At 44.3% G+C, this 13,244-nt stretch carries 12 protein-coding genes; all 12 read right to left on the bottom strand.

The annotated features are described in order from the left end of the window. Positions 1-47 precede the first annotated feature (47 nt). Complete coding sequence (gene pyrE, locus C4B60_RS01645; protein WP_104056070.1) at positions 48-656, bottom strand: orotate phosphoribosyltransferase; 609 nt, start codon at positions 654-656, stop codon at positions 48-50. Continuing rightward, positions 637-1,365: an orotidine-5'-phosphate decarboxylase gene (gene pyrF, locus C4B60_RS01650; protein WP_425331139.1), complete on the bottom strand. Its 729-nt coding sequence runs from the start codon at positions 1,363-1,365 to the stop codon at positions 637-639. Before pyrF ends, pyrE begins: the two co-directional genes overlap by 20 nt. Beyond that, entirely contained in the window at positions 1,334-2,275 is a 942-nt protein-coding gene (locus C4B60_RS01655; RefSeq protein WP_104056072.1) for a dihydroorotate dehydrogenase, read from the bottom strand. The genes pyrF and C4B60_RS01655 overlap by 32 nt, the downstream gene beginning before the upstream one ends. Beyond that, positions 2,272-3,051 (bottom strand): dihydroorotate dehydrogenase electron transfer subunit, encoded by a 780-nt coding sequence (locus tag C4B60_RS01660; RefSeq protein ID WP_104056074.1) that lies wholly within the window; start codon positions 3,049-3,051, stop codon positions 2,272-2,274. Before C4B60_RS01660 ends, C4B60_RS01655 begins: the two co-directional genes overlap by 4 nt. Next, positions 3,048-6,251: a carbamoyl-phosphate synthase large subunit gene (carB, locus tag C4B60_RS01665; protein ID WP_104056076.1), complete on the bottom strand. Its 3,204-nt coding sequence runs from the start codon at positions 6,249-6,251 to the stop codon at positions 3,048-3,050. The genes C4B60_RS01660 and carB overlap by 4 nt, the downstream gene beginning before the upstream one ends. Further along, a complete protein-coding gene (locus tag C4B60_RS01670; protein ID WP_104056635.1) occupies positions 6,244-7,335 on the bottom strand; it encodes a carbamoyl phosphate synthase small subunit in 1,092 nt (363 codons plus the stop codon). The genes carB and C4B60_RS01670 overlap by 8 nt, the downstream gene beginning before the upstream one ends. Then, positions 7,335-8,606: a dihydroorotase gene (locus C4B60_RS01675; RefSeq protein WP_104056078.1), complete on the bottom strand. Its 1,272-nt coding sequence runs from the start codon at positions 8,604-8,606 to the stop codon at positions 7,335-7,337. Before C4B60_RS01675 ends, C4B60_RS01670 begins: the two co-directional genes overlap by 1 nt. Next, complete coding sequence (locus tag C4B60_RS01680) at positions 8,590-9,483, bottom strand: aspartate carbamoyltransferase catalytic subunit (RefSeq protein ID WP_104056636.1); 894 nt, start codon at positions 9,481-9,483, stop codon at positions 8,590-8,592. The genes C4B60_RS01675 and C4B60_RS01680 overlap by 17 nt, the downstream gene beginning before the upstream one ends. 145 nt (positions 9,484-9,628) lie before the next feature. Beyond that, positions 9,629-10,957, bottom strand: coding sequence for a solute carrier family 23 protein (locus C4B60_RS01685; protein WP_104056080.1), 1,329 nt, complete (start codon positions 10,955-10,957; stop codon positions 9,629-9,631). 135 nt (positions 10,958-11,092) lie between these two features. Continuing rightward, positions 11,093-11,632 carry a bifunctional pyr operon transcriptional regulator/uracil phosphoribosyltransferase PyrR gene (pyrR, locus tag C4B60_RS01690; protein ID WP_104056082.1) on the bottom strand — a complete coding sequence of 180 codons (540 nt, stop codon included), beginning with the start codon at positions 11,630-11,632 and terminating at the stop codon, positions 11,093-11,095. Between the two features lie 162 nt (positions 11,633-11,794). Beyond that, positions 11,795-12,706, bottom strand: a complete 912-nt coding sequence (locus tag C4B60_RS01695) for an RluA family pseudouridine synthase (RefSeq protein ID WP_104056084.1) — start codon at positions 12,704-12,706, stop codon at positions 11,795-11,797. Then, positions 12,672-13,160: a signal peptidase II gene (gene lspA / locus C4B60_RS01700; RefSeq protein WP_104056086.1), complete on the bottom strand. Its 489-nt coding sequence runs from the start codon at positions 13,158-13,160 to the stop codon at positions 12,672-12,674. The genes C4B60_RS01695 and lspA overlap by 35 nt, the downstream gene beginning before the upstream one ends. Positions 13,161-13,244 lie beyond the last annotated feature (84 nt).

Consider the following 13,244-nt stretch of genomic DNA (forward strand, 5'->3'; position numbering starts at 1 on the left):
CTAAAACCAGCTAAGCTGATAAAGGAGATGCTGTTTTTTCTTATATCTTACAATTCGGCCTGCCATTCTCTTAATTTCTGCAAGTCTTCATTTTTTACATACCCTAAAGCTGCCGCTTCCATAATTAATGTTTCATAATCAGTTAATGAATAGTTAACTACCCCGGCTTTTTCTAATGCGATTTCAGCCTTTTTAAGTCCGTATGTAAAAATGGAGGCAATCCCAAGCACCTCACACCCTGCAGTCTTCAATGCTGCAACAGCTTCGAGACTGCTTCCTCCGGTTGAAATTAAATCCTCAATGACAACAACCTTCTGTCCTTCTTTTGCAATTCCTTCAATTTGATTTCCTTTGCCATGCTTTTTTGCAGAAGAACGTACATAGCACATTGGAAGATCAAGAGCATCACTCACCCATGCAGCATGTGGAATTCCAGCAGTAGCTGTGCCTGCGATCAGCTCAGCATCATGAAATTTCTCTTTAATAATCGCTGAAAGACCTGCCGCTATTTCTTTTCTGATTTTTGGATAAGCCATTGTCAGGCGGTTATCACAATAAATAGGTGATTCTAAACCTGAGGACCAAATAAAAGGCTCGTCCGGCCGAAGAAATACTGCCTGAATATCAAGCAGACTTTTAGCTATTTGCTTTTTCAAAACAAACGCCCTCCCACTCCTGTTGAATTTTATTGTAAGCCGATGCCGGATCAGCGCTTTCTGTTATCGCACGTCCTACCACAATGGCGCTTGAGCCTCTTTCCATCGCCGCTTTAGGCGTTGCGACCCGCACCTGATCGTGAAGCTGACTGGCTTGCGGCCGGATTCCCGGTGTTACACGCATAAATGAATCTCCTGCAAGCTCTCTTATGGCTCTTGCTTCAAGCGGGGAGCAGACAACACCGTCAAGCCCCGCTTGATGTGCCAAAGAGGCATAATGCAAAACAGACTCTTCCATCGAGAGTGAGCTTTTTTGCTCGTTTCTAAGCATGTCCTGTGAAGTGGAAGTAAGCTGGGTAACAGCAATCAGCTTGGGTCTTCTTCCAGCTTTAGCCCCTTCTGTTAATCCCGCTAAAGCCTCCTCCATCATCTTTTTTCCTCCTGCAGCGTGAACGTTGATCATATCAATTTCAAGAGCCGCAAGCCCTCTCATTGCTTTTCTAACCGTAGTCGGAATGTCATGGAGCTTTAAATCAAGGAATATCCGATGATTTCTCTTTTTGATGGTTTCGATAACAACAGGACCGTTTTGGAGATACAGCTCCATTCCAACCTTTACGTAAAGGGGCTCATCAAAGTGTTGGAGGAACGTTTCAACCTCCTCTAATTGAGCAAAATCAAGCGCGATGATAGGCTGCTTCTCCAGCATTATTCCAGCTCCTCCCTTTAAGATCATGGATATGATCAATACCCCAGCTTTGAAGCAATTGATCCAGTTTTTCAATAATCGAAGGACACACAAGAGGATCAACAAAATTTGCCGTTCCTACAGCTGCAGCACTTGCTCCTGCAGAGATAAAATCAATTACATCATATTCATCCTGTATACCGCCCATAGCGATGATCGGAAGGGATGTCACCTGGCTGACCTCATAGACCATGCGTAGCGCAACCGGCTTAATCGCAGGACCTGATAATCCCCCTGTCCGGTTTGCGATTACAGGCTTGCCTGTTTTGTGATCGAGTCTCATTCCAACAAGCGTGTTAATCATTGTCAGCCCGTCAGCCCCGCCTTCTTCACAGGCTTTAGCCATTTCCACAATACTGCTCACATTAGGCGAAAGCTTTACGTAAACAGGAACAGAGGATACTTGTTTAACACGCTTTGTCAGCTCTCTTGCTACAGCTGGATCCGTGCCAAAAGCAATTCCGCCATGTTTAACATTCGGGCAGGAAATATTCAGTTCAAGCGCTTTAACATTCGGCGCAGTCGAAATGACCTCTGAGACCTCGATATAATCCTCAACAGTTGAACCCGCTACATTTGCAATAAGCGGCACATCAAACTGTTCAAGCCACTTCAATTCATTTTCCATTACATGAGCAAGACCGGGATTTTGCAGTCCGATGGCGTTGAGCATGCCTGAAGCTGTTTCTGCAACTCTGGGTGTCGCATTTCCAAACCGCGGTTCTTTTGTTGTTGCTTTAATCATGATGGCGCCAAGCTCACTCAGGTCATAAAACCGGCTGTATTCCTTGCCAAAACCAAAACAGCCTGATGCTGGCATAATGGGATTTTTAAGTGTAAGTCCCGGAAGTTCTACTGAAAGTCTGCTCATACTACTACCTCCCCGCTTTGAAATACAGGGCCGTCTGTACACACCTTTTTATACGCAAGACCCGTTTCATCCCCCTGAACCTGACAGACACAGGCAAGGCATGCACCTACCCCGCAGCCCATTCTTTGCTCCATCGAGATAAATCCGTCAACCTCCGGCATAGACTGTTCTACTGCCTTTAGCATTGGTGATGGTCCGCACGTAAAATAAGCGTCTGCCTCTATACTCAATTTTTCAATAACATCTGTTACAAACCCCTTAGTTCCATGTGAGCCGTCAGCTGTAGCGATGTGGGTCTTTCCAAGCTCTTCAAACCGGTCCTGATAAAATACCGCATCCTTTTGCTGAAACCCTAAAACATGCGTTACTTCAATTCCCCGTTCTGTCAGTCTCTTCGATAGCTCATACAAGGGAGGCACACCAATCCCCCCTCCAATCAAGAGCGCTTTTTGTCCGCTGGTTAAATACTCCACAGGGAATCCGTTTCCTAGAGGCCCCAGTACATTTACAGTGGCACCTGCTGCCTGTTCGGATAGAACCCTTGTCCCACTGCCTGATACGCGGTAGAGCATCGTAAACTGTCCATTTTCCTGATCAATCGAACAGATGCTGATCGGTCTTCTAAGCAATGGGTCGCTTCCTGATGTTACCCGTATATGGACAAACTGTCCCGGGGAGGTCATTTGCTTCGTGAGCGATCCCTGTAAAATCAGTTCGTAAATATCCTTAGCGATCGAACGATGAGAGATGATGGTCATGTTTTCCTGTTGAATCATACCTCTACCTTCTCCTTTTTTGGCAATGCCATCGGGTCCATCGCAAAATTCATTGATTCGAACACCTTAAGCATCGCTTCTGCCGTATCGAGAGAGGTTAAGCATGGGATGCTGTTTTCGACGGATTCTCTCCGGATTCTAAAGCCGTCTCTTGCTGGCTGTTTGCCTTTTGTCAGGGTGTTAATGACAAGCTGTATTTCACCTGCTTGGATAAAATCGAGAAGTGTTTTTTCACCCTGGCCAATTTTATTTACAATTTCATACGGAATCCCTTCCTCTTTAAGAATTGAGGAAGTGCCTTCAGTTGCCAGAATAGTATAGCCAAGCGCGTTAAATCGTTTAGCGAGGTTCGCAGCTTCAGGCTTATCTTTATCTGCTACAGTCAGTAGGATCGAGCCATAATTTTTCATGCTCATCCCTGCAGCGACTAACCCTTTGAAAAGAGCTTTTTCAAGTGTAGCGTCTTTCCCCATTACTTCCCCTGTTGATTTCATCTCAGGTCCGAGTGTAATATCCACTCTGCGCAATTTTGCAAAAGAGAAAACAGGAACCTTCACATAAACCCCAGTACCGGGTTGAACTAACCCGGTTCCATACCCGAGAGAAGGAAGGGAAGCGCCAAGGATTGCTTTTGTCGCAAGATTCGCCATTGGAATTCCGGTGATTTTACTTAAGAACGGCACCGTTCTGCTTGAGCGCGGATTAACCTCCAGCACAAAAATTTCTCCCTTGGATATAACATACTGAATATTGATCAGGCCTTTTATATTCAGTCCTTTTGCAAGCTTTTCTGTATAAAGCGCGAGCTGGTCGATATGCTCCTGGGAAAGGGATTGCGGCGGATAGACAGCAATCGAGTCTCCTGAATGTACTCCGGCGCGTTCAATATGCTCCATAATTCCCGGGATCAAAACGTTTTCCCCGTCAGAAATAGCATCTACTTCAATTTCTTTTCCCGTTAAATAACGGTCAATTAGAACAGGGTGCTCAGGGCTTGCTTTTACAGCATTTGTCATGTACTGTTCAAGCTCCTCTTTGCGGTAAACAATTTCCATCGCTCTGCCGCCCAGCACATAGGAAGGACGCACGAGAACCGGATACCCGATTGATTCGGCGATGAGCAACGCCTGCTCCGGTGATATAGCTGTCTTTCCTTCAGGCTGTGGAATATCCAGCGCATGCAGTGTCTGTTCAAATTTATCGCGATTTTCCGCCCGGTCCAGATCTTCCAGGCTCGTGCCTAAAATTTTCACTCCCCGTTCAACCAGCTTGTCCGCCAAATTAATTGCTGTCTGACCGCCAAATTGAACGACAACCCCTTCAGGCTGTTCCAAATCGACAATATGCATCACATCTTCAATTGTCAAAGGCTCAAAGTAAAGCTTGTCAGAAATCGAGAAGTCGGTTGAAACCGTTTCCGGATTGTTATTGATAATGATTGCTTCATAGCCGGCTTCCTTTATCGCCCAAACGGAGTGCACGGTTGCATAATCAAACTCTACCCCCTGCCCGATGCGTATCGGTCCTGAGCCAAGCACAATCACTTTTTTGCGGTTGCTGACTACTGACTCATTTTCCTCTTCATACGTTCCATAGAAATAAGGCGTTTCTGATTCAAATTCAGCTGCACATGTATCCACCATTTTATAAACCGGGATGATCGACTGCTCTTTACGGTAGTCATACACTTCCTTTTCAGAGGTTCCCCATAGTTTAGCGATGGTTTTATCGGAAAAGCCTAATCTTTTTGCTTTTTTTACTGTTGAATGGCTTTGGTCAAGCTTGAGTGTTTCTTCAAATTGAATAATATTATTCATTTTATTAAGGAAAAAGTAATCAATCTTGCTCCAGTCATGGATCTTTTCAATCGGCACATTGCGTCTTAACGCTTCACCGACAAAAAACAGTCGCTCATCACCAGCTTTACGAATTCTTCTTTCAATCCACTCGTCTGTAATCGTATCAGCATGATCGAGTTCCAGATGATACACATCATTTTCAAGGGATCTAACTGCTTTTAACAGTGATTCTTCAAGCGTTCTCCCAATGGCCATTACTTCTCCAGTTGCCTTCATCTGAGTACCAAGATTTCGTTTTGCAGATTCAAATTTATCGAATGGCCATCTAGGGATCTTAGTTACTACATAGTCTAAAGCTGGCTCAAAGCATGCATAAGAAGTGCCTGTGACTGGATTTAGCATTTCATCCAGCGTTAAGCCTACGGAAATTTTTGCTGCAAGCTTGGCGATTGGATAGCCTGTTGCTTTTGAAGCAAGCGCCGAAGAGCGGCTTACCCTTGGGTTTACTTCAATAATGTAGTATTGGTAGCTGTCAGGATCCAAAGCCAGCTGAACGTTACAGCCTCCTTCAATTCCAAGGGCTCTGATAATTTTTAATGAACAATTTCTAAGCATCTGATATTCTCTGTCACTTAATGTTTGAGATGGCGCTACAACAATGGAATCGCCTGTATGAATCCCAACAGGATCTATATTTTCCATATTACACACAACAATTGCATGATCATTTGCATCACGCATAACTTCATATTCAATTTCCTTAAATCCGGCAATGCTTTTTTCTAAAAGACATTGGGTTACAGGGCTATATTTTAAACCTGAGGAAACGATTTCCTTGAGTTCATTTTCATCGTGACAAATTCCCCCGCCTGTACCGCCAAGCGTAAAGGCCGGGCGAACGATAACAGGAAAGCCAATCCGCTCTACAAACGATTTTGCTTCCTCCAGATTATGAATAATATCACTTTCAGGCACCGGTTCATTCAGTTCATTCATCAACGTGCGGAATAGATCCCGGTCTTCTGCCTGCTGTATAGCAGAAAGCTTCGTTCCAAGGATTTCAACTCCGCATTCCGCAAGAACGCCTGATTCAGATAGTTCCACTGCAAGGTTTAAGGCTGTTTGACCGCCTAATGTAGGAAGGAGAGCGTCCGGACGTTCTTTACGGATAATCTGACTGATAAATTCCTTTGTCAGCGGCTCCATATACACTTTATCTGCTATTTCAGTGTCAGTCATAATGGTGGCAGGATTTGAGTTTACTAGGACTACTCTATAGCCTTCTTCTTTTAAAGCAAGGCATGCCTGTGTTCCTGCGTAATCAAACTCCGCTGCCTGTCCGATGACAATCGGACCTGATCCGATCACTAATATCGTCTTTATATCTGTACGTTTAGGCATTTACAAGCTCCTCCTTTAAAAACTGTTCCATCATTTCCATAAATTCTTCAAATAGACCATTTGCATCCTCAGGTCCCGGCGATGCTTCAGGATGATATTGCACGGAAAAGGCAGGTGCCGTTTTATGACGAAGTCCTTCAACTGTCCCGTCATTTAATGCGACATGCGTAATGTCAAGGGGTGCTGATACAATCGATGCCGGATCAACGGTATAGCCGTGATTTTGTGCTGTAATGTGAACGTTTCCGGTCTGTAATTCCTTTACAGGATGATTTGAACCGCGATGGCCGAATTTTAATTTAAACGTATCCGCTCCACAGGCCAGAGCAAAAAGCTGGTGGCCAAGGCAAATTCCGAATATCGGAACCTGTCCTAATAATTCATTGACCGTTTCAATTGCTTCCGGTACATTTTTCGGATCCCCGGGTCCGTTTGACAGCATCACTCCGTCCGGGTGAAAGGACAGAATATCAGCAGCTGAAGTGTTATAAGGAACAACAATGACATCACAGTCACGGCGATTAAGCTCCCGGAGGATCCCGTGCTTCATTCCAAAGTCAACCAGCACTACACGCTTGCCTCTGCCAGGGCTTGGATACGGCGTCGGCGTTGAAACCTGTGCTACCTGGTTAACAGGGAGAACCTTTGCTTTCAGTGATTTAGCAACCTCCTCTACATCAGCCTGCATTCCTGTTATTTTCCCTTTAAGGGTTCCGTGCTTTCGAATAAGGCGTGTAAGCTTTCTTGTGTCGATTCCTGCCAATCCCGGGATATTTTTTTGCTTTAATAATTCGTCAATTGTCAGTTCACTTCTGAAATTTGATGGCAGATCAGCAGCTTCCCGTACAATCAACGCTTTAATTGAGGGTTGGATCGATTCAAAATCATCACGGTTGACTCCATAGTTTCCTATGAGAGGATACGTTAATGTGACCATTTGACCGCAGTAGGAAGGATCAGATAAAATCTCCTGGTATCCCGTCATTCCGGTATTAAATACGACCTCTCCGACTGTCTCAAGCTCACTTCCAAAGCCTTCTCCGATAAACACTGTTCCATCTTCTAAAATTAGCTGGCGTTCCATTAATTCCTCTCCTCCCATGCAACTTCTCCATTTACGATTGTCATAACCGGCCATCCGGTTGTTTTTAATCCATTAAAAGGTGTATTTTTTCCTTTAGAGAGAAATTCCTCTGCATCGATCGGTTTTACTTTTTGCAAGTCGATCAGAACGAGATCGGCTGGTTTTCCTTCTTCAATCGTTCCACTCTCAAGCCCAAAAACCGATGCCGGCTTAATCGTCAGCCAATCAATTAATTGAGTTAAGCTCCATCTTTCCGTTTTAACAAACCTGGTATGTAAAAGAGTAAATGCCGTTTCCAGTCCGACAATTCCAAAAGGAGCAAGCTTCATTCCCTCAGCCTTTTCTTCATGTGAATGAGGGGCGTGATCTGTTGCGATAAAGTCAATTGTTCCATCCTCAAGTCCCTCAAGCAGTGCTTTTTGATCCCGAATGCTCCTTAAAGGTGGATTCATCTTAAACATTGGATCCGCTTCTGTTATGTCCTCTTCATTCAGTAATAAATGATGCGGTGTTACTTCAGCTGTAACGCGTATTCCTGCTTTTTTTGCATCTCTGATGACACGGACGGATTCCTTTGTTGAAACATGACAAACATGGTAGTGACAGCCCGCTGCTTCTGCAAGCAGTACATCTCTTGCGATTTGAACGGATTCACAAATGGATGGAATGCCCGGGAGATTAAGCTCAGCCGATCTCGCCCCTTCATGCATGCACCCGCCATGAATTAATGTGTTGTCCTCACAATGGGCTACAATTGCCTTGTTTAAGGCTGCAGCACGTTTCATCGCCTGATACATCATGTCGGCGCTTTGAATGCCGACTCCGTCATCAGTAAATGCAAAGACGCCAAGCTCTGCCAGCTCCTCCATCTCTACCAGGTTTTTTCCAACCTGCCTTTCTGTAATGGAGGCATAGGTCATAACATTTACCTTAGCTGTCTCCTCAATTCTGTTTAGCAAATTTTGTACTGTTTCTTTATTATCAGGAACAGGTCTGGTGTTTGGCATAGCACATATTGTTGTGAAGCCGCCTCTTGCTGCAGATAGTGAACCTGTTTCGATTGTCTCTTTGTGTTCTCCGCCCGGCTCTCTTAAATGCACATGAACATCCACAAAGCCTGGCGCCAGATAATAGCCGTTGCCGTCAATCACTTTTTCCCCGTCTTCAGAGAGATCAGCGCCTATTTCCTCAATGCTGCCATTTTTAATCCGGATATCTTTTACTTTCTTATCTTCTTCACTGACAATCACGTTTTTAATTAACAAATTCATGTTTTAAAGCCTCCCTTTGTTGTAAAACAAATTGCAGCATCGCCATTCTGACAAAAACGCCATTGCTCATCTGCTTAAATATTCTTGAGCGATCACATTCCACTAATTCATCTGCGATTTCAACTCCCCGGTTTACAGGAGCCGGATGCATGATAATACTGCCTGCTTTCATCCTCTTTTCTCTGCCGGCGGTTAACCCGAATTGAGCGTGATATTCTTCTTTTGAAAACGTCATGCCAAATGCATGCCTTTCATGCTGTACACGCAGCATCATCAGCACATCACTTTTTTCAACCGCCTCATCAAATTCAACATAACGCCCTATTTGCATAAGCTCCGGGTCCATCCAGTCAAGAGGGCCGGAAAATTGTACAGCAGCACCAAGTCTTTTTAATGCGATTGCATTTGACCTTGCGACTCTGCTGTGCTGAATGTCACCCACAATCGTTATCTTAAGTCCTTTAAACGTATGGTAATCCTGATAAATCGTTAGTAAATCAAGCATGCACTGTGAAGGGTGATGCCCCATTCCGTCTCCCCCATTAATCATAGAAAGCTTAACTCTTCCTTCAAGCTGATCGAAGTAGCGGTCCTCCCCATGGCGGATTACAACGACATCAACTCCGATGGCTTCAAGTGTTTTGACGGTGTCATACAATGTTTCTCCCTTTTGAATGGAAGCAGTTTGTGCATCAAAGGAGATAACATCCATGCCCAGTTTTTTTTCTGCCATTTCAAAGCTGCTTTTTGTTCTTGTGCTGTTTTCAAAAAAAAGATTTGCCGCATAGTAAGGCCGTTTTAGCTGCGCATGACCCTGTCTGATTGCTTCTGCAGATTCAATTACCTGCATCATGTTCTCATTTGTTAAATCATCCATCGTTAAAATGTGCACTTTAACTGCCTCCTTTTATAAAAAAACACCTTTTGAGCGAGGTCTCAAAAGGTGTCAGAAAGAAACTGCATGTTAGAAGCAGTCCTTAAACCCCTTTTAAAGCCTCTCTGGACTTTATTTAAAAGGTGTACTATGCAATTTCTTTTTCGTGATTAAAAAGATTTTCTTCTTCTTTTTTCCGGCCGGGAAGAACCAGGTTCAATAGGATTCCAACGATCGCAGCAAGCGCCATTCCCGGCAGAGTAAAGGTTGGAGTAAATTGGATAAAGGCTCCTCCTACTCCAATAATCATAATGACAGATGCAATAATTAAATTTCTTTTATAAGAAAAATCCACTTTTGCTTCAATCAGCATGCGAAGTCCGCTTGATGCGATTATTCCAAAAAGCAGGATGGATACTCCCCCCATTACTGCTGTTGGGATCGAGCTTATCAGTGCTGAAATTTTACCTACAAATCCGAAAGAGATTGCAAGAACTGCTGCCCCGCCGATAACAAAGACACTGTATATCCGTGTTATTGCCAGTACTCCAATGTTTTCCCCGTAAGTGGTGTTTGGAGGGCCGCCGATGAAGGAGGCAATGACTGTTGCTGCTCCATCACCTAAAATCGAGCGGTGAAGTCCAGGTTTTTCTAAAAAATTCCTTCCAACTACTTTGCTGACGACCATCTGATGCCCAGTATGCTCAGATAAGGTAACGACTGCTATCGGCACCATAAGTGCGAGTGCTGCAATTGAAAATGATGGTGTGTAATTCACAAAAGGAATGATAAACTCCGGCATGGCAATCCATTTTGCATCAAGCACCGGCTGAAAATCTACAAGTCCAGCAAATACTCCTGCAACATACCCTCCGGCAATCCCAATTAAAATCGGAATGAGTCCAAAGAATTTTTTAAAGTAAATAGAGCCTATGATGGTGATTGCAAGAGTAATTAAGGCAACGGTTATATGTTTACCGCTGTAAATAAAGTCCATCGGGTTCTGAGCCAGAGGGTTTTCATACATAGCCATATTAACCGCGGTTCCGGCAAGTCCAAGCCCGATTACAATAATAACCGGACCTACAACGACTGGCGGAAGCACTCTCGTGAGCCAGCCTACCCCAAACTTATAAATAAGAAGTGAAACAAGGCCGTAGGCAAGTCCGGCAAAGAATGCCCCGAACATAGCTGCCTGAGGACCGCCGATTTCTGTTGCTGCTATGATCGGAGCGATAAATGCAAAGGAAGAGCCTAAATAAGCAGGTATCTGTCCTTTTGTAATAAGCAGATAGGCAAGTGTTCCAAGTCCGCTTGAGATTAGTGCTACCCCCGGGCTTAAGCCCACTAGCATAGGAACAAGCACTGTTGCTCCAAACATGGCAAATAGATGCTGCAGGCTAAGGGTTAGCCATTGGTTTGCTTTTGGTACTTCCTGAACATCAAGCACCGGTTTTTGTGAATCTGCTGCTGACATGAATAGTGCCTCCTTATAGAAAAACCCTCTTTCGTCCTTTTAGCAGACAAAGAGGGCAGGGCAGCAGACTACACGTGTTAATCTCTGCTTCAGACCCCTTTGCCGGCCTCTCTGGACCTCAATTAAAGGGTTAGCTTATTTATGAATCGTTACAGAATCTTTTTGATCAAATTCAACCATTTCCACTTTTATTTGTTCAGTGCTGGATGTAGGAATGTTTTTCCCTACAAAGTCCGCCCTGATGGGAAGCTCCCGGTGCCCCCGGTCAATAAGGACGGCAAGCTGTATTCTTTCAGGTCTTCCCTGATCCATGATCGCATCCATTGCCGCTCTGACTGTCCGCCCGGTATAAAGCACATCGTCTACGACAATCACTTTCCGGCCGTCGATCGTAAGAGAAAGATCTGCATCATTCACAACAGGTTCTCCGTGTTCATGCTTTACTTCAAGGTCGTCCCTGTACATGGTGATATCCAGCTCGCCTACAGGCACCGAGAAACCTTCTATTGCTTCAATCCGCTCCTTCAGGCGGTTTGCGAGGTAAATTCCTCTCGTCTTAATTCCTACGAGGACACAGTCCTCAACGCCCTTGTTTCTCTCAATAATTTCATGGGAGATTCTTGTTAAGGCGCGTTTCATCATTTGTTCGTCCATTACAGTCGTTTGCTGTGCCATCCAGGCTCTGCCTCCTATAAAAAAACCCTCCCGGCCAGAGGACGGGAGGGTACAGCGGTGCCTATAAGGTACGCGCTAAAGTTCCTTCCCAGCCTCTCTGGACTAGTTTAAAGGGTCCGAATCATTAAGTTGTTCTTATTGTAATGCTGACGTCGATTTTTGTCAACGATTGTTTCTAAGATCCGTTAGAAGCTCCTCAAAATAGGCAGGAAGCGGAGCTTGATATTCCATATATTCATTCGTTCGGGGATGAACAAACCCCAATATTCCTGCATGCAGTGCCTGCCCGCCAAGTTCAAGAGTTTTTCTTGGACCGTATTTTGGATCACCCGCAAGCGGAAAGCCGATATATTTCATATGAACTCTTATCTGATGGGTTCTGCCTGTTTCGAGTTCGCATTCCACGTGAGAAAAGTCTTTAAAACGATCAAGAACTCTGAAATGTGTTACTGCATTTTTTCCGTTATTGACAACAGCCATACTCTGTCTGTCTTTTTGATCGCGGCCGATCGGTGCATCAATGGTACCGTACTCATGAGGAATCAGCCCATGAACGACAGCCTGGTATTTACGAGTGACCGATTTATCAACAAGCTGCTGAACCAGCTTTTCATGAGCAAGATCATTTTTAGCAACCATTAATAGGCCTGAGGTATCTTTATCGATCCGGTGCACAATCCCCGGTCTCAATACTCCATTGATGCCTGACAGGTCTTTGCAGTGAGCCATTAGTCCATTTACGAGGGTTCCATTTAAATGGCCTGGAGCGGGGTGAACGACCATCCCTTTAGGCTTATTTACGACTAACACATCTTCATCCTCATAGTAAATATCAAGATCCATTTCTTCAGCTTCAACATCAAGCGCTTCGGGTTCAGGAATTTCAATAACGATCTCGTCCCCCGGAACAGACTTGTAGTTTGCTTTTGAGGGATTGCCATTGACTGTAACATTGCCTTCTTTTATCCATTGCTGGACCTGAGACCTTGACCAATCCTCCTGAATGCTTGCTATAACTACATCAAGACGGCTTCCTTTTTCATTTTCCTGTATTAAGTGATGAATGTTTTCCATTCTTTTTCCTCTTTTCCTGCACTTCTTCCAGAATCATTTGCACCAAAAGCAGGATTACCCCTACAGTAAGAGCGGCATCTGCAATGTTGAAAATAAAGTTAAAAAAAGTAAATTGTATAAAATCGACTACTTCCTGTCTAAGTACACGGTCAATAAAATTCCCGACTGCACCGCCAAGAATAGTCATAAGACTTAAACTAAACAATGCGTTTCCTTTTGCATGGCGATGAAAATAATAAAGGATCCCGGCTATCACAACTAATGTCACAATATAAAACAGCCACATCTGGCCCTCAAGCATTCCCCAGGCGGCACCTGTATTTCGATGTGAGGTTATGTAAAATAAGCCGTCAACTACCCGTACCGATTCTCCAAGCTCCATATTTCGAACAACAAGAATTTTTGTGATTTGATCAATAATGATAATAAACAATGCGATTACATAATAGATCACGCGTCTACCTCCGAATAGTTGTCTTAACCCTTTACGTATTGTAGCATAATTTTAAACTTCAGGCATCCGGGTTAACGTTATATT

Origin of the sequence: Jeotgalibacillus proteolyticus (genome assembly GCF_002926065.1) — a bacterium.
Lineage (GTDB): Bacteria > Bacillota > Bacilli > Bacillales > Jeotgalibacillaceae > Jeotgalibacillus > Jeotgalibacillus proteolyticus.